General features: G+C 41.1%; 16 protein-coding genes and 1 pseudogene. 1 reads left to right on the top strand and 16 read right to left on the bottom strand.

Features of this window, described 5'->3' with window-relative positions:
* Nucleotides 1-113: 113 nt before the first annotated feature.
* From AAX15_RS00900 to folA, 11 genes and pseudogenes are all read right to left on the bottom strand, one after another.
* Entirely contained in the window at nucleotides 114-1,340 is a 1,227-nt protein-coding gene (locus AAX15_RS00900) for a DUF3800 domain-containing protein (RefSeq protein ID WP_046938676.1), read from the bottom strand.
* A 47-nt stretch (nucleotides 1,341-1,387) separates the two neighbouring features.
* On the bottom strand, nucleotides 1,388-2,038 hold the full coding sequence (gene cas4, locus AAX15_RS00895; RefSeq protein ID WP_046938675.1) for a CRISPR-associated protein Cas4: 651 nt from the start codon (nucleotides 2,036-2,038) through the stop codon (nucleotides 1,388-1,390).
* Nucleotides 2,039-2,053: 15 nt separating this feature from the next.
* The gene (cas7c, locus tag AAX15_RS00890; RefSeq protein WP_046938674.1) at nucleotides 2,054-2,920 is read right to left on the bottom strand and encodes a type I-C CRISPR-associated protein Cas7/Csd2; all 867 of its coding nucleotides are present in this window, start codon (nucleotides 2,918-2,920) and stop codon (nucleotides 2,054-2,056) included.
* A gap of 11 nt (nucleotides 2,921-2,931) precedes the next feature.
* The gene (cas8c, locus tag AAX15_RS00885) at nucleotides 2,932-4,722 is read right to left on the bottom strand and encodes a type I-C CRISPR-associated protein Cas8c/Csd1 (RefSeq protein ID WP_046938673.1); all 1,791 of its coding nucleotides are present in this window, start codon (nucleotides 4,720-4,722) and stop codon (nucleotides 2,932-2,934) included.
* Nucleotides 4,719-5,393, bottom strand: coding sequence for a type I-C CRISPR-associated protein Cas5c (cas5c, locus tag AAX15_RS00880; protein WP_046938672.1), 675 nt, complete (start codon nucleotides 5,391-5,393; stop codon nucleotides 4,719-4,721). The genes cas8c and cas5c overlap by 4 nt, the downstream gene beginning before the upstream one ends.
* A gap of 84 nt (nucleotides 5,394-5,477) precedes the next feature.
* Nucleotides 5,478-7,178 (bottom strand): LeoA/HP0731 family dynamin-like GTPase, encoded by a 1,701-nt coding sequence (locus AAX15_RS00875; RefSeq protein ID WP_046938671.1) that lies wholly within the window; start codon nucleotides 7,176-7,178, stop codon nucleotides 5,478-5,480.
* Between the two features lie 15 nt (nucleotides 7,179-7,193).
* Nucleotides 7,194-9,389: a P-loop NTPase family protein gene (locus AAX15_RS00870; protein ID WP_046938670.1), complete on the bottom strand. Its 2,196-nt coding sequence runs from the start codon at nucleotides 9,387-9,389 to the stop codon at nucleotides 7,194-7,196.
* A gap of 18 nt (nucleotides 9,390-9,407) precedes the next feature.
* A pseudogene (cas3, locus tag AAX15_RS00865) lies at nucleotides 9,408-11,699 on the bottom strand (CRISPR-associated helicase Cas3').
* 126 nt (nucleotides 11,700-11,825) lie between these two features.
* Nucleotides 11,826-13,358, bottom strand: a complete 1,533-nt coding sequence (locus AAX15_RS00860; protein ID WP_046938669.1) for a DHA2 family efflux MFS transporter permease subunit — start codon at nucleotides 13,356-13,358, stop codon at nucleotides 11,826-11,828.
* Between the two features lie 9 nt (nucleotides 13,359-13,367).
* On the bottom strand, nucleotides 13,368-14,540 hold the full coding sequence (locus AAX15_RS00855) for an EmrA/EmrK family multidrug efflux transporter periplasmic adaptor subunit (RefSeq protein WP_046938668.1): 1,173 nt from the start codon (nucleotides 14,538-14,540) through the stop codon (nucleotides 13,368-13,370).
* Nucleotides 14,541-14,726: 186 nt separating this feature from the next.
* Complete coding sequence (gene folA / locus AAX15_RS00850; protein WP_046938667.1) at nucleotides 14,727-15,209, bottom strand: type 3 dihydrofolate reductase; 483 nt, start codon at nucleotides 15,207-15,209, stop codon at nucleotides 14,727-14,729.
* A gap of 101 nt (nucleotides 15,210-15,310) precedes the next feature.
* Here folA and proB point away from each other — a divergent pair, with 101 nt between their 5' ends.
* The gene (gene proB / locus AAX15_RS00845) at nucleotides 15,311-16,414 is read left to right on the top strand and encodes a glutamate 5-kinase (RefSeq protein WP_046938666.1); all 1,104 of its coding nucleotides are present in this window, start codon (nucleotides 15,311-15,313) and stop codon (nucleotides 16,412-16,414) included.
* A 110-nt stretch (nucleotides 16,415-16,524) separates the two neighbouring features.
* Here the strand turns inward: proB and ftsN are convergent, their stop codons facing one another.
* The 5 genes from ftsN to napG form a co-directional block, all read right to left on the bottom strand.
* Nucleotides 16,525-17,313, bottom strand: a complete 789-nt coding sequence (gene ftsN, locus AAX15_RS00840; protein WP_046938665.1) for a cell division protein FtsN — start codon at nucleotides 17,311-17,313, stop codon at nucleotides 16,525-16,527.
* A gap of 175 nt (nucleotides 17,314-17,488) precedes the next feature.
* A complete protein-coding gene (locus AAX15_RS00835) occupies nucleotides 17,489-18,091 on the bottom strand; it encodes a cytochrome c3 family protein (protein ID WP_005632140.1) in 603 nt (200 codons plus the stop codon).
* 14 nt (nucleotides 18,092-18,105) lie between these two features.
* Nucleotides 18,106-18,549, bottom strand: a complete 444-nt coding sequence (locus AAX15_RS00830; protein ID WP_005636511.1) for a nitrate reductase cytochrome c-type subunit — start codon at nucleotides 18,547-18,549, stop codon at nucleotides 18,106-18,108.
* A 5-nt stretch (nucleotides 18,550-18,554) separates the two neighbouring features.
* Nucleotides 18,555-19,418, bottom strand: a complete 864-nt coding sequence (gene napH, locus AAX15_RS00825) for a quinol dehydrogenase ferredoxin subunit NapH (RefSeq protein ID WP_046938664.1) — start codon at nucleotides 19,416-19,418, stop codon at nucleotides 18,555-18,557.
* On the bottom strand, nucleotides 19,418-20,257 hold the full coding sequence (gene napG, locus AAX15_RS00820; RefSeq protein WP_046938663.1) for a ferredoxin-type protein NapG: 840 nt from the start codon (nucleotides 20,255-20,257) through the stop codon (nucleotides 19,418-19,420). Before napG ends, napH begins: the two co-directional genes overlap by 1 nt.
* Nucleotides 20,258-20,275: the final 18 nt, after the last annotated feature.

The following is a 20,275-nucleotide window of genomic DNA, read 5'->3' as shown; positions in this document are numbered from 1 at the left end:
GATAGCTGCCTTGGGTGGTGATGTAGAGCGTGTTTTGCAGTTTGCGCATGGGGAAAACTCCTTGGGGTTTGAACGCAGTTTGGGACGTTTAACAGGGGTTGGCTACCTGAAAATTATCTGTAGGTTAGGTTAAATATTTCATTTTTCATATGCTCAAAAGCTAAATATTGAATATATTCATTTTCTATTTTTTTTGCTTCATCACTAATTTCGATACCTCGCGTATATCCCTTGTTTAGTTTTACAAAACCAGAAATTCCAATCATATAATTAATGGTTGATAAGTTCTTGTTATATTCTATATTTTCAAATATTTCATGATAAATACTATCCATATCTTCATTTTTAAATCTTTTTTGCATATATCTCATTGTAAATCCAGAAAGAATATCTGCAATTTGAATTCCTACATTATTCTTTGAATCGGTATCGAAAGTAATATTAATTGGTTTTTCAATATTAAAATTTGAATTTGTAAACTTATATCTTGTTTCCCCTACATCCAACATCTTTTGAACATTGTAAGATAACATATCATCAAAATGAACCTGCTGATCATGTATGAAATTAATATCTTCAAGGTTACCATTAAAATAGTTAACTCTAGCTACAAGGTTGGTAAGTGATGAAATTTGCGGTAATAAATAAGTTAACTGCCCTTTTTTATTTTCATCTGGAATAGGAATAAACTTTCTTACTGCATTGTCTAAACCTTCTTTCTCTTTAATATCAAAATAATCCTCTATAGACATACCAATATCATTTACAATACTTTGAAAAATACCTTTTAAGTATAAATCTTTTTCTTCTTCAACTTTTGCAGAAAAGAATTCTCTCAGGGTATGAAACGAATTTAATAGAGATTCTTCATTAATATTTTTACATGCTTCAAAGAAGCATTGATACTCAGGCTCACCTATATTTCTGATGAGGATATCCATATATATTTCGCGTAATACTTGCCACTCTCCATCCAACTCTTCTTCTCTTGGTATAAAATATGGAGGAATTACCTGATGAATAACCATTGAATTGCATATATAATATTTTTTGTCGGTTATTTCTATAAAATAGTCAATATTATTATCTTTGATAAAATCCACAATCTCTAAAATTACTTTTGGTTTTTTATCAAATAAGTTTGAAGATTTTATTTCACCACTTTGAATTTTATATTTTTTCTTCAACTCAGGAATAAATTCATTTTCTATTTTAGAATATACATCTTCAGGTATTTTCACAGCTGAAAGTGTAAAAATATTCTGATTTGAAAATGTTAAATCAATTTTTCTCTGAACAAGATCCCCACTATTACCTGATTCATCAATATAGATTTTCATACTTACTCCTACTAAACAGTTATTTTCACTTCTAATAACCACAGAATTCACTCCCCAAACAACCCCTCTACATACCCCACACTCCTATCCCGTTTCCCCAGCAACTCCGGCTGGCAAATCTCCACCAATGAGCAGGCTTTGCAGCGTTTGCCGTAGTCGGGAGGCGGGATTTGGCTGCTGTTTAGAAGTTCGCGCACGGCGGCGATGGTGGCGAGTGTTTGGGCGCGCAGGTCGTCTGAAAACACGACGGGGACGCGGTGGCGGGTTTGCATATACCACAGCGCGCCCTCAGAGACGGTTTGCCCCGTCATTTCTTCCAAACACAAACCTTGAGCGCAAAGCTGGATTTCGTCCATCGGATCGGGTTTGGGTTTGCCGCGTTTGTATTCCACGGGTTTCAGACGGCCTGTTTTCATTTCTACTTCCACCAAATCCAACACGCCGCTGATGCCCAGTTTTTCCGCCGACACATGCACCGTCCGCTCAAAACGCACGCCCTTGCGCGTTTCCGGCTCACCTGAATCTACCCGTTCGTGTAGCGCCTTGCCCTGCGCGGTCAGATAGTTCTCCGCCCACGCCTGCTCGTTGTGAATCAACGCGCATTGTCGCGGGCAGAAGGCGTAGTGTTGCAGGGCGGAAAGGGGAATCAGGCGCGTATCCTGATTTTCCCCTTGGGTTTTGGTTGAAAGTGCGGTCATTTTTTCAAATGTTTTTTAAAGCAACTCTTCCACACTCACGCCATTTAAGCCGTCTGAAACCACGCTGATTTTGTAATCGCCAAAACCGCTTGCAGGCGTACATGATTCGCCGTTTACGCGTTCGACTTTTACAGCATCAAACAATTTATGTGCAGGCTGGCTGCCGAGTGCACTGTCGTGTTTGAAAACAATCAATTTGCGCGCTGCCATTTCACCACGGGCGGCGGAGCGGTCGTGTTCAAACATCAGCGTCAGGGCTTGCCAGAGTTTGTCTAAGTCGTCGTCTGAAAAACCGGTTTTGGCAGCAAGGTTGGCGGAGATAAAGCCATGCACGCGGTAGAGCGCGTAAGGGACGATGTATTTACGCCCCATAGTGCGTTCTTTTTCCAAGTCTTTTTCGTTGGTTACCGCCATGCGGGTGATGGAAATTTCGAGCGGCACAATGGGGTCAATGGATTGGGCGAACGCCAGTTGCACCGGACCGCGTACTTGTCCGCTGTTGACTTCGGTGGTCATCACGGCGCCGAAGGTGCGGATATCGAAGAAGTTTTTACACATCCAAGCGGTAATGTCGCGGGCTTTAGCTTCGTCTTTTGGCAGTTTTTTGGCTTCAGATTCAATGCCGAGTGCTTCATAAGCGCGTTTGTTTTGCAGGTTTAACACGCTTTTTTCTTTGACGTAGATTTCGTAACCTGCTTCGTTTTCGCTGCTGATTTCGACAAAATTACGAATTTTGCGTTTCAGGCAGACATCGGTTACCAAGCCTTTGCTGGATTCGGGGTCAAGACGCGGCATATTGCCTGCATCGGGATCGCCGTTGGGGTTGCCGTTGGTAACATCAAAAAAGTAAACAAATTCATAGCGGTTTTGAATGGCAGACATTTTCTGGCTCCTTAGTTTTCAATGGTTTCAGCGGTTTCTTTTTTAGCAAAATAGCTTTGTTTTTGGTGGTAGTAGCCGATGGCGAAGCGGCCTTGCTCGTCAATGCTCAAATGACGCGGAAAGGTTTCGGGCAGTTTGGCAATGATTTCGCCCAAATCTTTATCCAAATTCACTGCCATACCGGCTTTGTCTTTACGCAAGCGCGACAAATGGTGTTTTGCACCCGACAAAAGGCGCGGAAAAACCGAAAACGGCACGGCGGATGCAGAGCCGTAGTAGCGGTCGGCAATGCCGGCGTTTAATTCGCCCAACGCCTGATATTGAATGCGCTCCAACACGGCAAACAGCCGCCCTAAAAGATAGGCGCGATTCGGGCTTTCATTGTTCAAACTCATAGGAACTCCTTCTTCGATAAAACCTTTTCTAAAACGCCGCTCTAATACGGCTTTCATCATTGCCACGCGCAAGCCGTTGACATCGCCGTCGGCACGGATTCGGGTAATCAGTTGCGACAGCAAGCTCATGGGATACGGCGTACCGCAAATCACGGCGCGGGTCATTTCGCCTGCCAACACGGGCGAGATATTTTCACTTTTGCCCAATACGGCAGTTTGCAATAAAAGTCGCCAAATGGACGGCGGCGTTTTCCACGCGCAAGGCTCAAGGGCTAAATCTTGCCAATGCTGCGCCAAGTTTTCCGCCAACTGCCCAAACGTGGTGTCCAGCCAAAACCGAACAGAAATCCGCGCGGCATTGGGGGCAAGCCCTAAGATATAAAAACGGGTATTGGGAGAGAGTTCGGGCGCAATTTCTTGCAGTGGACGGCCTTTGCCGATTTGTTCCAATACGTTGAAAACTTTGGCGCTTTCTTGTTCATCATCCGGTGGCGTAAATACATGCGCGAAAAAGCCTTCGGCAGCCTGCGCCGTGGCGGTATCATCCGCTTCCGCCCAAAAGACCGTGCTGGCGTCGCCGATGGTCAGGCAGTGATTATTCGCTTCTTGATTACGTTGGCGCAACAGATAGTTCAGCGCGGTGGTGTAGGCAAACGCGGATTGTTCGGAAACGGGTGCATTTGCGCCTTGCTCCTTGCCAAAAGAGGCAAAGGCTTCTTTGTTGAACGAAATAATCGAGCCGCCGGAGCTTTGCCCGCCAAACACGCCTTTAATCGCCGGATGCAGCCGCGCAATCGGGGCAGTGTCGCCGCTAATCAGGCACAAGCCCTCGAGTGCTTCGTCGCTTTTCAGGCAGCCTGCCCACAAAGTTTGCGCGGCTTCGCGTTTATGAATAAGTGCGGTCGGTTTTTCAAGAGAAAATGCAATGTTGGCATCGAGCATTTCGGCTGGCAGATTTTCGGTAGCAAAATGTGCAGGCTGCCAGTTTTGCAGAAAACGGCACAAGGCTTGCAAGCCTTCATCTTCGCTGTTTTGCAGTAAATCGAGATGGTATTGCTTAAAGGCGTCAAAAGTTTTTTCAGACGGCGTAAACGGTTTTTCTTTCGCTTCGGCTTTGTTTTTATTGGCTTCCACGCCAAGCGCGTAGGCGGTTTTATCCCACAAAAAATTCGGTTTGATACCCGACGTGCGTTTTTCAGGGCGCGGCAGGCTCATCAGCTTCGGCTGCGGCTTTTTATCGGTAGTCAGATTCGGCACAACGGTTTTCAGACGACCTTCTTTATCCAACACCAAAATCCAGCCGATTTTCTCCTCGCTAAAGCCATGAGGCGGCACTTTCGGGTTGCCCATTTCATCGGTTTTTGTTGCCAAACGGCGGTAATAGCGGGCAAGGGATGCAAGAATCATGCTTTCACCTCCTCGGCGTAAAACGGCGGTACATCAATCATGCCACCTTTCATTTCCGCACGGAAAAAATGCGGTGTGTTGCCGTGGTCAAAATCAATATCGTGCAGCATCCAGCCTAAATCACGGTTTGCCTCGCTTTCCGATAACGCCGACAGCGGCAGCAGCTCGCCCTCGTCAATCAACGCAAAATCGGCAGGAAACTCACGCACGCCCAAACAAGGCTGCTGAAAGCATTGCCCCTTTTTCGCACGGCGTTTGAATATCTCGATATGCTTGGTAACGGTCTCATCCGCGCCTGCTTTTGCCGTCAGCACCGCATGGGCTTCAATCACATACGCCACGTCTTTAAGCACCGTCGCCGCGCGCTGCTGGCGATCGTCTTCAATCAGCGTATATAAATCGGCAACGCTCTTGCGCTTCATCGCGCCGCTGACCTTACCCGCCGAAATCTTGCCACCCAACTCATTGCGCCGCACCGACTCAAACCGAATCGGCTTCAACACATAAATCCAATCAATCACCCACCGAATCGCCGGCTTCCAATGCACCGCCGCCAAAATCCCGCGCGCCGCCGACGGCGTGATGACATCATAAGATACCCGCTCCACCTTCATCTCTGGACGGGTAAAACAGGCATAATCGCCCCAAATGTGTAGGCGGATTTGGTTCATTTGGTTCTCCTATTAATTTTTATTAATATAATCCCCCCACTAAAAAAAAGGGGGGATATTCAAATCTAACTAATTGGAATTATTTTAGCTTTCTAAAAGTCTATACTCCCCTTCAATAATTTCACCTTCTTTTTGCCATTCATCAAATGCTCTTTTACGCTCGGCAACTTGCATATTAGCTTCTTGAACCGCTGAAATTTTTTCTTTTAATTCTGCATAAACTGGAAATAATTGTTCAATAAAACTATCATCATTTAATGATTTAAGCAGACCAGATCGCTGCTGTTCAAGCATTTCCACAATATCTTTAACCATATTTGAAAAATCTTCTTCCGCTTTCGCCTTTTTGTAACTATCCCACAACTCCATCGCAATGCCTGCAAAAGCCATAACAGCATTAACTTTCGCTGCAAGATTCACTGCTCCCCATGGTTTAAATTTCAGATATTTTGCAAGATCTACGCCTACCATCTTCCCAGCGGCAACAATGCCATCGCGAGCAGCCAATACATGTGTATTGTCAATTTTTTGCTTGCTCAAAAACCCTAAACTCTTGCTCATTACAGCAGACCCCACAGAATCTTCAAATCGCACCATTTCATTATCAAAGTCCAAGCTAATGCGTTGCAATGCGCTTTCTATAACCTGGCATTGCCGTCCAAACTCTTGTTCTAAACGGGTAGTTAATACAATCCCATCTTTTCCTAATTCATTTTCATAAAAATCTGAGAATGTATGTAAGTCTGTTCCTTTAACCTGACGAATCAATCCTGTGAAATAATCAAGCACAAATTCTTTCAAAGAACTACGCACATTATTGATTCGTGCAGTCATTGGCTCTAATTCAGAATTTAAATGTTGAGCTACATCAGCTAAATGCACCAACTCATTATTTAATATTTCCTGTGTTTTTTGAACAACTGGAAGCTGTTTACCTAATACATCCTGAATCATGCTCTTTTGTGCTTCAAACACAATTGGTATTACTCCGCCATTTTTCTCTATGACATAACGAGTTGCATCTTGCAAAGTATAGATACGAGACAGCTTTTTAAATTCATCTAAATGATCCAACCAATAATCAATTCCTTCACCAAAAGGATTTGCTGATACCGCAACAATCTTAATATCAGCAACTTCTTTATCTTCCAACCCAATCATAGTTTTCAGACGGCTTAAGACATTATCTGCTTTGGTCTTTAGGTTCTCTCTATAATCCCAATCATCTTCGACATCCGCCACCTCATCAAAACGGCTTAATACAAACACAGTACGTGATAACAGATTCAAATCACGAAATAGCCATTTCAAGTCTTCTTGGTGACTCTCTTTAATTGGGTTAGTTGAATTCATGATATATAATATCAAATGAGCTTCACTAACATATTTTTTGGTTATCTCTTTATATTTTTCAATTTGACCTGTACTGTTTTGTTGTTCTTTAAAACCAAATAATCCCGGAGTATCAATAAGCTCAATCCCATTGTCCACATGATAAATTTTTACTTCATTTGAGGATTCTTGCTGACTAATATTCATGCTTTGATCTAAACGCTCCAACCAAGCAGAAGCAATAGAGGTTTTACCTTCTGAAAAACCGCCAATTAAGGCAACTTTTAAAACCGAACTTTGCATGTACTTTTTAGCAGTTTGTAGTTTTTCTAATAAGTCTGGATCGGGAACCAAGCCAAATGCTCGTCCTGTCTCAACAAATTGACTTAATTTTTCTAACATACTTTGCGCTTTTTCTTGTTGAACTTTAAATATAGTTACAGTATTTGTCATAATATTTCCTTTTTTTTAGATTGTTTGAAAAATAGCTTCTAACTCTGTCTCAGCTTTTTCTAATACCTCTATAACAGATTTATATTGTTTTAATGGAGCCTGAAGTTCCATTAAAACTTTTTCAACCTCTTCATTCATTGCATTTTTGATGTCATTAAGAATTTTTTCCATTTCATTTCCAATTTGGTTAGCTGCTTTCCGAATCGCATTATCAGTTTCTTTACGTTGCTGAGACTTCCTGTAATCTGAGCTAAAAAAACCAATAACTGATTTAGTTACTCCAATTAAAGCCCCAACTACAGCTAGCACACCACCTACAAAGGTAACAGTCCAGCCTACTGGATTTGTGGCTAATAAAACAATGCCTGTTACCACAGAAACGCCACTTGAAACCAACCCAATAAGATTTAAACCATTATCAATCTTTATATCTAAATTAAAATTTTTTAAATTAAATGAATTACTTCTTTCATTAAAGATATTATTTAAGTGAAGACTTGTACGCTTTACAATATTTAATAATTCCTCTCCAAATTTATTAGTTTCTAATTCAATAGAATTTCTCAATTTATTTTCTAGTTTTTGGGCTTGTAACTCCATTTCATTTTTCAAGTTACGTTTAAATGCGTCATTACTAATATCTTTGTCTATTTCATTATAAAGACTAGCTCGAATTTCATTTTGAAAAGCCTGTAAAATTTTTCCTCTTAATGAATCTAGAATACCTGTAAATTGCTCCATTAGCACCATAATTCTAGTCTGAGAATTTAACACTTCATCTCTCACCTTTTTTCTATCCTCTTTAAATTTTTGACTTAACGCTTTTAAATCACATATTGAAGAATCTAATGTCTGGCAAGCCTTATTTAAATTTGAACGTTTAATTTTATTACGGTAATCAACAATGATTTCGGAAGATAATTTTTCTACAAAATTAGGTAAGCCACTCAACTCCAAAATTTTATCTCTTTCACCAAAACGCTCTAGGAATTTTCTTTGTTCATTTGCCTCTTTACTTCCTGGGATAACACATTCAGTCAACCCCAAATAGGCTGGCCTTGCACTAACAATTAAGCTCTGACAATACTTCTCTGCTAACTCTTGTTTTAATTTTTCATCCAATGCCTGCAATCCATCTTTTTCGCTTTGACCAATTAATGGTTGTTTCAAAGAGCGAGGATTGTTGACAGCATGGTTGTAGATTGTCCAAACTTCTGTTTGAGCGCCTAAATGCTCTTTCATTTTTTCTAATGTGCCTTTTTTATCTCCCTTCTCTCCTTCATGTGTTTGTGGTGGACGTGCAGTACGCGTTACATAAAATATAGCATGAGCTTTCTTAACAGCCTCTTCAATTGCAGTTCGTACAACACTTTCATCACCTTCAATACCAGGAACATCAATCAATGCGAATTCATGATTATTATAGTTAAAATCAAATGAAGTATTGTCACGGGTAAAATCTGAACGACCATCTCCGATGATTTGACCATCTGCAAACTCTTTCAAACTCTCTGTTTCTTTAATTAATCGTGTATTTTCGGCTTCTGCATCTTTCTTTTCTTGCAATAAAGTTTTTAGACAAGATTTAAAATCTTCTGATTCTTTTTGCTTTTCACCCTTAATTTCTGATAAAAGTTGTCGTGCTGTAACCAATTCTTCTTTTTCTTTAATTGGAATAAATAAAGAAATAAAACGCTGCCACCATTTTTGATTCTTTCTGATTTTCTCTAATAACTCAGACAAATGACGAACTTCAACTTCAGCTCGCATAATAGATTCAGCATATTTTTGATCCAACTTATTTAAAATTTCCTGTACTTCTTCTATTGCTTTTTCTTTACTCATAATAATTTGGCGAACTTTACAGAAAGCCTCTTCAGTTAAACCACTTTTCTCAGCCAACTCCTTAAATTTCTTTTGGCTTTCTGCTTTGCTTTTTTCTTTTAAAAATATACGTAAAGCTTCTATTAAAGTTGATTTTCCAGCATTAGTTTCGCCATAAAAAGCAATAGTAAATTTTTTCCATTCGCTTATCTTTTTTAATTCGTTAAGTTCTTTTTGAATAGTTTCATTTAATTTGTATAGGTTATCTATTGCAAAAGATATATCTTTATCAATTTTATCTTTCGCATTTTGCCGTGATAACTTATCTATTACTACCTCAATTTGGCTAGCAATTTTTTCATAGATAAAATTTGATTCTGTTTCCATTAAATATCTCCAAATTAATTAAAAAACCAACATTTCTACCTTCAAAAACTCTGTATTATTCCAAGAAAGCCCCGCCACCGCATCATACAAACCCAGCCCAATCAGCGTATAAAACTGTTTGCCGAAGTTTTTCTCGTTAATCGGTTCGATACGCCCTGCTTTATATAAAGCGGCGAGGGCTTTTTCGGGGATTTGGACGGTGTAGGGTTGCAGTTTGCGTAAGAGTCCGCCGATGTGGTCGGCGTGCTGCAGGCTGCTAATAAGGTTTTCGGCCTCACCATCGAACAGAATAATCAGCGGCTGCATGTGGCTTTCGATCATGCGGAATTTGTCGGCGATGGTTTGGAATGGGAAATCGAGGCTTTGCCCTGTATCGTTGTGCATTTTTAGGATTTTTTTATTGTCCAGTTCGCTGCCTTTTAATTGATAAAGCTCGGCGAAGTAGGCAGCGACGGCTTGGGTGGATAAGAGGTCGTCTGAAAACTCATCGGCAGTCAAGCGCATAACGGCGGCTTGGGCGGCAAGTTCAGGTGGGGCTTTCCATTTATCTTCGGGCGCGAATATCCAGACAAAGCTGTTTTCAGGTAACCTTTTGCCTTCGCGGTTACAGCGTCCTGCGGCTTGGGCAACGCTGTCTAAACCCGCTTCGGCGCGCATCACCAGCGGAAAATCCACATCCACACCAGCTTCGATTAAAGAGGTGGCGATGACGCGGCAGGGTTCGCCGTTTTTCAGACGATCTCGGATCTCATCAAGTTTTTGGCTGCGGTGTTTGGCGCACATTAAGGTGGTCAGGTGGAACGTGCCGTCAAGGTGTTTGGCTTGGTCGTACAGGCTGCGGGCGTGGCGGCGGTTGTTGACGATGACGAGCATTTGCGGGTGTTCGGCAAGTTTGGCGAGCAGGTCGGCGTCGGTTTGTTTGCCGATGTGTTGCACGGTAGTGCGGCGCAGTTTGTCGAAAAGTGCGGTCGGTTTTGGGGCTATTTCGCGCACGTTTTCAAAGCCGCGATAGAAGCCGTTTTCGGCTTGCACGGCAGGCTGGGTGGCGGTGCACATGACGACAGAGCAATGATAGTTTTGCGCCAATTCTTTGATGGCTTGCATGATGGGCAGCAACAGATTGAGCGGCAGCATTTGCGCTTCGTCGAGAATGATGACGGAGCCTGCGATGTTGTGCAGCTTGCGGCAGCGCGAGGAGCGGTCAGCAAAGAGGGATTCGAAGAATTGCACGGCGGTGGTCACGACAATCGGCGCATCCCAGTTTTCCGAGGCAAGGCGTAGTTTGTCTTTGGTGGCCTCATTTTGCAGTTTGCCGTCGTCGAAGGTGCTGTGGTGTTCCAACACGGCTTGTTCGCCTAATTCGCCAAAGGCTTTGCGGAATTCGGCGGCATTCTGTTCGATGATGCTGGTGAATGGGATGACGTAAATCACGCGCCGCATGTCGTGCCGTTTGGCGTGTTCCAGCGCAAATGCCATGGAAGTGAAGGTTTTTCCGCCGCCAGTCGGCACGGTGAGCGTGAACAGCCCTTGCGGTTGTGCCGCTTGTTCTACGGCATGATCCAGAATTTCACTACGTAGGCGGTTTAAGGCAGCATTGCGTTTTTCGGCTTCGGTTTGCTCTGGAGCTTGGGCAATGCGTCGTCTGAAAGCGTTGATGAATTGATTAAAATTGTGTTGTAAGGCGTTTAGATCGGGATAACCGCCGCGCTCGATGGCTTTGTTTTCTTAGTTTGAATAAAAGGCTTCAGTATCAAGATAATCGGCATCCACTAAGCAGGAATAGAGCATTCGGGTGAAGAAGGCGTAGGAGAAAAAAGGATGATGCGCATCGGCTTTGAGTGGCGGTGCGGATAGGTTTTTGGGGAGCTTGATTTCTTGTTGCCACAAATTATCGAGAGCGGGAATATCTGCGCCAAATTGCAAGGCTAAACGATCCTTTAACGTGCGACGCTTATCCCCTTCACCATTGCCATTTGCAAGCCCCGCATGATGCCCTGCAATGCAAAATGCCATCAGCTTGCCAATAACATTTCCCCAACGCTCGACAGCAATTTTGGCTCCGGCGGTGGCATGATCGACTGATGGGCCACCATGCAATCGGTAATTAAAGGCTTCTGAATATTTCCCAAAATCATGCAGGTGCCCCATCTGACAGGCAATTTCCTGTGCACCGAATACCCGAGCAAACTCCGCCGCCATTTCGCCGACATTGACCGAATGGCTTTGCAAGGTTTGCCAATGTTCGTAAGGCAAGAGATTGCCGAGTTCGTCTTGGGCGGAATGAGCGTAGTACAGAGGCTTAGCAGGCATAAAAATAATCCTTTATATTTATGATTATTATTTGACCTAATCTACTCCTAATCCTGTTTTAATGTCAACAACGTTTACATTGATACATTTTGAGGTTAAATCATTCAAATTTTGAATAATATGATACTAATGACGCCCGCCAAAAGGTGGTTTTGCAAACCAAATCACAATAAACAATCCTAAGAATCCCATAGCTGATAGCCAAAATATTTCATTTGCGCCAATAATAAATCCTTGCGATGTTATTTGTTGAGCAATGTAAGCTGAAGTTTGGGTATCACTTAAACCAAATTGATTCATTTGATGGTAAAAACTTTGGGAAATTGGGTTATAAGGATTAATGTGTTCCGTTAATTGAGTATGGTGAACAGCTTCACGGTTATACCAAATAAATGTGGTTAAAGATGTCCCTACAGAACCCGCTAAAGTTCTCAAGAAGTTAAATAAGCTAGATGCAGAAGCCATTCTATGCGCAGGCAAGCCAGACAGCGTTATAGTGGTAAGTGGCATAAAGAAACAAGCCACAGCCAAACCTTGCACTAATTGTGGTAAAGTCACATCAGCAAATGTCATTGATGGCTCAAAAGTCACCGCTCGCCAATAAAATGTTATTGCATATACAATAAAACTTATTGTCACTAAAACTCGCATATCGATCTTATAACCGAAACGCCCAATAATCGGTGAAAGCAAAATTGGGAATAATCCAACTGGGGAAGCCGCAAGCCCAGCCCACGTCGCGGTGTAATGGAAGACTTGTTGTAGCAAGAGCGGAATTAATACCACAGAACCTAAATAAATCAAAAAGGCTAAACTAGTACATAAACACCCTACACTAAAATTACGAGAATGGAAAAGCGAAATATCTACTACAGGATTATCATCTGTCAATTCCCAAATAACCAAGGCAATCAGACAAACGACAGCAACAACGGCTAATATAATGATTTCATTAGAATTAAACCAATCTTGCTCACGGCCCTGATCAAGCATTAATTGCAAACATCCCACGCCTAAGACAAGTAAGACTAAACCGACTTTATCAATAGGTTGATGAACAATTTCACTTTCTCGGCTACCCAAAATCTTCCAACTGATTAGCACAACTAATAAACCAATCGGAACATTAATAAAGAAAATCCATCCCCAGTGGATATTATCACTAATCCATCCGCCTAAAATTGGGCCAAAAATAGGCGCAACCACAATAGTCATTGACCAAAATGCCAATGCCATTCCACGTTTTTCTGGCGGGTAATTATTTAATAATAAACTTTGCGAAAGAGGAATCACAGGGCCTGCTACAGCGCCTTGAATGACGCGAAAAATAATTAAAGCCTCAAGACTATCTGCAATCCCACAAAGCCAAGAAGAAACAACGAATAAAAAAGTTGAGACTAAAAATAACCGCACTTCGCCAAAACGTTTTGCTAACCAACCTGTTATTGGAATAGAAATCGCATTTGCCACCCCAAAAGAAGTAATTACCCACGTACCTTGACTAAAAGATGCGCCAAGATCGCCCGCAATAGTAGGAATCGCCACATTTGCAATCGTAGAATCTAATACTTGCATAAAGGTGGCGAGAGATAAAGCCAGAGTTAATAAAATCAGCGCACCACCTTGAATAGGTGGAAATTTTTTTGCGGAATTGTCCATAACGCCGCCTTAATGGCTGTTTTGCTGAATGATAGATTCAATCAAATCTTCTATCGCACTTTCATCATATTTAAGTGTATCAGTCGCAAATAAAGTTTTCGACTCTACTTTTTCTCGTAGCATTGGACCAGATGAATCTGCAATGCTTACTTTAGCCGTTGCAGAAAGACCAATTCTCAATGGCGTTTCTGCAAATTGTTGTGGATCTAATTTAATTCGCACAGGTACACGTTGTACCACTTTAATCCAATTACCAGTTGCATTTTGTGAAGGCAAAAGAGAAAACGCATTGCCAGTCCCCATTTCAATGCCATTTATCACGCCATCAAATTCTTTATTTTTACCGTATAAATCAAAATGAATTTTCACCGGCTGACCGATGCGCATATTCGTTAATTGGGTTTCTTTGAAGTTAGCTTCTAGCCACATTTGTTCATTAGAAACCACCGCCATTAACGCGCCACCCACCGAAACGGCTTGTCCAACTTGAGCATTACGACGCGCCACATAGCCATCAATTGGGCTTCTAATTTTTGTACGTTGTAAATTCAACCAAGCCTGTTTGAGTGAACTCATTGCATTCTGTATTTGCGGTTGTTGACGTAGTGGAACGTTACTCAATAAAGCCTGATTGGCCGCTAATTGATTTCTAGAAGAATTTAAATTTGCTTTGGAAAGCTCAACGGCTTCTTTTGCGTGTTGGAAAGACTCTTTATCAATCGCACCCATTTTTTCAAGTTGAACTCGGCGCGCCAAATTGCCTTGTGCTTGAGCTAAAGAAATTTCATTAGCGTGCACAGCTGATTGTAATTGTTGCACAGTAAAACCAAGTTGTTCTACCTGACGCACAGCATTGGCTAGATTGCTTTTGGCCTGCTCGAAACTAAGTTTTGCATTCGTATCATCCAATTCAACTAGAATATCACCCGCATGGACTTTATCCATATTGTCAGCATTAATCTTCGCTACATTGCCCGCAACTTGTGATGACACCATCACTTGGTTACCACCCACATAAGCATCTTCTGTTTCTTCAAAATCCTTCAAGAAGAAAAACCAATACAAAGCACAAGCAATACCAATAATAAGCAGGACAAGAATAAAAATGCTTAAGCCTTTTTTACGGTTAGTTTTATTTGATACAGATTTAGTTGATGGGTTTTCAGTTGCAGTTTGCGTCATAATGCCTTCCCTAAGCTGGGATAATGTTTAAAAATGAGATATTTGAGATAACCTTTAAAACTATCAAAAATAAAAATGAAGGGTCATTATGAAACTTTAAAAAGAGGAACTCAAGGGAAATCATCATCTCTTTATTTTCTAGATTAATGAATACTCTAAATAAAGATATGGTTTCATTAATTTGATTTATTTTCGTGTAAGAATCAAAAATCGACAATCATAGCAATTTTGTTCATCCGCCTTACGATATTCGTCAAATTCAATTTTCCACTCATCCCAATTCAATTGAGGGAAAAAAGTATCACCATCTAGTTCTGCCTGAATTTGAGTAAGGTATAACTTATCTGCTTGTGGCAAATATTGTTTGAATAACTCTCCCCCACCAATCAACATAATTTCATCAAAATCTCTGACAAAATCGACCGCACTTTCAAAGCTATCTTTCCATATCACACCTTCGTGTTCAAAAAGCTGACGAGAAAGTACGATATTAGTGCGTTTAGGTAGCGGGCGACCAATACTTTCAAACGTTTTACGTCCCATGATGACTGGTTTGCCAGTCGTGTTCTGACGAAACCATGCTAAATCAGCAGGCAAATGCCAAGGCATTTGATTATCTTTACCAATCACGCTATTTAATGTCGTCGCCACAATTAAACTAAATGTCATAAATCCCCCTAAAATTTGCTGTTACTATACCTGATATTAGGTGATTTTTCATTGATTTAGTGATAACGTTAATGCCAATTTTAAGAAATTTGGAAACGACTATGAATAAAAAAACAATCGTAGTGAAATTTGGTACAAGTACCCTAACACAGGGTTCACCAAAACTGAATTCACCGCACATGATGGAAATCGTTCGTCAAATTGCAAAACTGCATAATGATGGATTTCGTATAGTAATCGTTACTTCTGGCGCTATTGCAGCAGGTCGCCATTATCTGAATCATCCTCAATTACCACCCACAATTGCCTCAAAGCAACTGCTTGCAGCGGTTGGGCAGAGCCAATTAATTCAGGCTTGGGAAAAATTATTTTCTATTTATGATATTCATATCGGGCAACTTTTATTAACGCGTGCCGATATTGAAGATCGCGAACGTTTTTTAAATGCGCGAGATACTTTACACGCACTTTTAGATAACCACATAATTCCTGTAATTAATGAAAATGATGCGGTGGCGACCGCAGAAATTAAAGTAGGAGATAATGACAATTTATCTGCCTTAGTCGCTATTCTTGTTCAAGCGGAACAGCTTTATTTATTGACTGATCAACAAGGTTTATTTGATAGTGATCCACGTAAAAATCCTGAAGCGAAATTAATCCCAGTTGTAGAACAAATCACCGATCATATTCGCTCAATCGCTGGTGGCAGTGGAACCAATCTTGGCACAGGTGGAATGATGACTAAAATCATTGCTGCCGATGTTGCCACTCGCTCTGGAATTGAAACAATTATTGCCCCAGGTAATCGCCCAAATGTAATCGCTGATCTTGCTTATGAACAAAATATTGGTACAAAATTTATTGCCCATCAATCTGATCGATTAGAAAGTCGCAAACAATGGCTTTTCGCCGCGCCATCTGCAGGCATTATCACTGTTGATGAAGGGGCCCAAAACGCTATTCTTGAACAAAATAAATCCTTATTACCAGCTGGCATTGTTAACGTGGAAGGACGTTTCTCGCGTGGTGAAGTAGTCAAAATACGCACTCAATCGGGTAAAGACATTGCACTAGGTATGCCACGCTATAACAGCGATGCTCTACAATTAATTAGGGGCCGAAAATCAGCAGACATTGAAAATGTTTTAGGCTATGAATACGGTGCAGTAGCAATGCATCGTGATGATATGATTATTTTGTAATAATTCTTAATGAAAAAATCCCAACTAATTGCACCGCACTTTTAGTTGGGATCTTTTATTCAATAATGCAATTTAAGGTATCAAGATAACTCAACAATGTTAGATTAGAATTACATACCAATTACAACACAATCCGCTACACTTTTAGCTTTACTTTGCGCTTGCACTGCAGTATCCCTACTAGAAAAACCAGCTATACGAACACGGTTCCACTCGCCATTCACTTGTACTTGTGCATTTAACCCAGTCATTGATAAGCGTCCTTGCAAATTTTCAGCTTGCGCTCTATTTTTGAAAGCGCCACATTGTAAACCGAATTTTTTACCACCGTTCAAATTATCCGTAGTTTTAGGTTGTTCAACCTTTTTAGCTGTCTCAATTTTTGGTTGTTCTTGTTTTTGTGTAGATTCAGGTTGCACTGTTTCTGTTTTTACTGCTTCAGACTTTTTCGATTGCTCTACTTTTTGTGCTGCTTGTACTTGTTGAGCTTTCGCCGTTTCTACTGCACGTTGTTGCTCCGCTAATTTACGAGCTTCCTCCGCAGTTTGTTGTTCTTTTTCCATTTGAACTAGAACTTGGCGTTGTTCTTCGGTTAAACGCATATTTTGCTCTACACTTGTAAGTTTATTATCAACAGGAACAGTTCGAGTTTCTAATGCTTTGATATAACTCCAAACTTCCTCTGGACGATTAGGTAAGACACTTTTAGGTTGCGTTTTTTCTTGTTGTGTCGCAGCCTGTTGCACTACAGCTTCGCTATTTTTATTTTTCAACAAATAAAGTCCTACGCCAAAAGCCAACACAATGACTAAAGCGAGGATGATCAGAATATTCTTATTCTTTTTTGTTTTTTTCTTATTATTTGAACCGCGACGCGCGGCAAAATCTCGGTGAGCCACAATAAATTCCTAAATTTTAAGTAATATTTTAATAATTTAATAAAACTTGCTAAGTTTACTGAAAAATAGGCTTTAAATAAAGACTAACATCAATAGATTATCGTGTATAAACATAAAATAAAAATACCGCACTTATTAGATAAGTGCGGTATTTTTTCACAATATTTTGAGAAAATTATTTCTCGTCTTTGAATCCTGACTCAACGCCACTCATATCAGGTAATTGGTGCGCAATACCTTTATGACAGTCGATACAAGTTTTACCTTCAGTCTTCATTTTTTCATGCATACGTGCTGCCACAGAACGTTGATCGTTAAAGTTCATACGATCTACTTTATGACAGTTACGGCATTCTTTAGAATCGTTAGCTTTCATACGAGCCCATTCGTTTTCAGCCATTTCTAAACGATGTGCATTGAATTTTTCTAAGGTATCCACTTTTCCAGTATAGTGAGCAAATACTTCTTTCGCCGCAACAATTTTACGTTTCATTTTTGCGCCAAATTCATGCGGCACGTGACAATCTGGACAGCTTGCGCCCACACCTGTACGAGTTTGATAATGCACGCTATGCAAATATTCTGGATAAGCATCTTGAGTATGACAACTCGCACAGAACTGCTCTGTGTTAGTTTTCTCTAGACCATAGTTAAAACCAACCCAAGAAAGAATACCACCAATAGCTGATAAAATAATAATCGTACCTATCGCCATACGGCTTGGTTTTCTAAACCATTGCCAGAAACGCTTTAAGATATTTGGTTTTTTCTCAGACATATAGACCTCTTAAATTAGTTTCCGTAACCTTTCATCGGTTTGAAATCATTTGGAACAATCGGATCTACGTTTGACTGAGAAACGTGACATTGTAAACAGAAATAACGACGTGGTGATGAGCTTGAACCCACTTTACCATCACGATCCATAAAGTGAGTTGGGCTGATTCGAGTTGCACCACTCAAACGAGAATTTTCTGGACTGTGGCAATTTAAACATTGGTTCGCATTTTTTGTCACTTGATAATTTGCAACACTATGTGGAACCATTGGAGGTTGGTTTACATAGTTTAATGCTGGTAATTCACCTTGACGCGGTGCATTATGAAATGCTGGAGCAATATTTTCTGCAGCTTGCGTTAAATCTTTTCCCACTGCTGGTGCATCAGATGCCATCAGTGAGCCAGCAAAAAGTGCGGTAAATAATCCCGCTAAAATTTTAGATACCTGTTTAGTCATATTAATCACTCCCCTGAATGATCGAATCTGGTCGAAAATTTAAAAACTTTTTCAGCGCAAACGTCAATACAACGTCCGCAGCTGATGCAATCTTTGGAAAGCACAAGTAGGCTTTCGTCTTTTTTTCCATGTAAAGGTGAACGTAACACTTGGGCTTCAGGACAAACATTGTAGCAATCCATACAATTATCGCATTTTGCACGATCAATCACTTTGATACGGATTAAACTTTTTGCACCAATCACACCATAAGCAGCACCAATTGGGCAAAGGTGTCCACACCAACCATGTTCTACAATCAATAAATCAAAAAGAAAAATAACAAGTAATAGCCAACCTGTTGCACCAAAACCAAATATAAAGGCACGGCCAAGTGCAGCCACTGGATTAACCCACTCCCAAAGCAACATTCCGCTTACGCAACTGCCTAGTAAAATAAGCGCAAGAATACCATAACGTAAACCGCGCGAAATTTTTGCCGTTTGGCGAATGCCTAACTTACGGCGTAGCCACGCCGCACAGTCCGTCACAACATTTAGCGGACATACCCAACCACAAAACACCTTACTACCAAGCACTGCGTAAAATAACACAATAATTGCTGCACCAATCAAAGTGAGAGCATCAGGTAAATGTCTTGCAGCCAAGCTTTCTGCTGTAATTAAAGGGTCGCTTAATGGAATAGTATCGAACAATAAGCTTCCACTATAATCGCCTTTTAAAATCCACACGCCAAAATAAGGGCCGCTTAAAAACATCGCAAGAATGCTAAGTTGGCTTAATCGACGCCAAAACAAAAAGCGGTTTGCATACCACCAGCCCCATTTTTCTCGCGACTCTTTACCTGCAAATTTTGGTGTATTTGCCATTATTTGCCACTCCCTAAAATAGGTGCAAGCACTGGTTCTGCCGGTTCAGGAATTACAGTTGTTCCTTCTGGCGTGCGAGTTGGCAACGAAATCATATCTTTAGGCGCAAGAGAATGGCCAGCTTTCGCTTTTTCTTCCCAGCCCAAACGATAATGTTTACCTAACATACCTTTTGCAAGATCCATTGGTAAAACCTTAATCGCAGCTTCTTCTAACACACAAGCTTGCTCACATTTCCCACATCCGGTACATGCATCAGAATGTACTGTTGGAATAAATAACGCATGCTTATCAGAACGTGGATTATGTTGTTTTTCCAATGTAATCGCTTTATCGATTAATGGACAAACCCGATAACAAACATCGCAACGTAACCCTTGCCAGTTCAAGCACGTTTCATGGTCTAACAGTACTGACAGCCCCATACGCGAGTCATTAATATCTGTCGCATTGCGATCAAGCGCCCCTGTTGGGCAAGCATGAGCACAAGGAATGTCAGGGCACATTTCGCAAGGTTTATCACGCGCAATAAAATACGGTGTTCCCGCTTCTACTGGCGATAATAAAGATGCTAAATGTAGCATGTCATAAGGACAGGCTTGAACACATTGTCCACAACGAATACAAGCGGCAGAAAACGCTTTCGCATCTTGCAAAGCAAACGGTGGGCGTAATGGCACACCTTCGCGAGCAAGACTTTGATTTTGCTGCAATCCCAACAAAATCCCAACGCCAGCTAAACCACCCGCAGTACGAGTTGCTTCTTTGAGAAATTTTCTACGTTCAGGATTGAGTGCGGCTTTCTTCATTTTCTTTTTAGATTTTAACCGCACTTTCATCTTCCTCTTTTATTGATA

Source organism: Haemophilus haemolyticus (assembly GCF_001008275.1).
Lineage (GTDB): Bacteria > Pseudomonadota > Gammaproteobacteria > Enterobacterales > Pasteurellaceae > Haemophilus > Haemophilus haemolyticus_P.
This window is presented reverse-complemented; position numbering and strand designations above follow the sequence as displayed.

Excerpts from the sequence above, each read along its gene's own strand:
- AAX15_RS00900 (WP_046938676.1), bottom strand. The coding sequence starts at position 1,340 with ATGAAAATCTATATTGATGAATCAGGTAATAGTGGGGATCTTGTTCAG.
- AAX15_RS00860 (WP_046938669.1), bottom strand. The coding sequence starts at position 13,358 with ATGGACAATTCCGCAAAAAAATTTCCACCTATTCAAGGTGGTGCGCTG.
- proB (WP_046938666.1), top strand. The coding sequence starts at position 15,311 with ATGAATAAAAAAACAATCGTAGTGAAATTTGGTACAAGTACCCTAACA.
- AAX15_RS00835 (WP_005632140.1), bottom strand. The coding sequence starts at position 18,091 with ATGTCTGAGAAAAAACCAAATATCTTAAAGCGTTTCTGGCAATGGTTT.
- cas5c (WP_046938672.1), bottom strand. The coding sequence starts at position 5,393 with ATGAACCAAATCCGCCTACACATTTGGGGCGATTATGCCTGTTTTACC.
- folA (WP_046938667.1), bottom strand. The coding sequence starts at position 15,209 with ATGACATTTAGTTTAATTGTGGCGACGACATTAAATAGCGTGATTGGT.
- napG (WP_046938663.1), bottom strand. The coding sequence starts at position 20,257 with ATGAAAGTGCGGTTAAAATCTAAAAAGAAAATGAAGAAAGCCGCACTC.
- napH (WP_046938664.1), bottom strand. The coding sequence starts at position 19,418 with ATGGCAAATACACCAAAATTTGCAGGTAAAGAGTCGCGAGAAAAATGG.
- AAX15_RS00855 (WP_046938668.1), bottom strand. The coding sequence starts at position 14,540 with ATGACGCAAACTGCAACTGAAAACCCATCAACTAAATCTGTATCAAAT.
- AAX15_RS00870 (WP_046938670.1), bottom strand. The coding sequence starts at position 9,389 with ATGGAAACAGAATCAAATTTTATCTATGAAAAAATTGCTAGCCAAATT.
- AAX15_RS00875 (WP_046938671.1), bottom strand. The coding sequence starts at position 7,178 with ATGACAAATACTGTAACTATATTTAAAGTTCAACAAGAAAAAGCGCAA.
- cas4 (WP_046938675.1), bottom strand. The coding sequence starts at position 2,038 with ATGACCGCACTTTCAACCAAAACCCAAGGGGAAAATCAGGATACGCGC.
- cas7c (WP_046938674.1), bottom strand. The coding sequence starts at position 2,920 with ATGTCTGCCATTCAAAACCGCTATGAATTTGTTTACTTTTTTGATGTT.
- cas8c (WP_046938673.1), bottom strand. The coding sequence starts at position 4,722 with ATGATTCTTGCATCCCTTGCCCGCTATTACCGCCGTTTGGCAACAAAA.
- AAX15_RS00830 (WP_005636511.1), bottom strand. The coding sequence starts at position 18,549 with ATGACTAAACAGGTATCTAAAATTTTAGCGGGATTATTTACCGCACTT.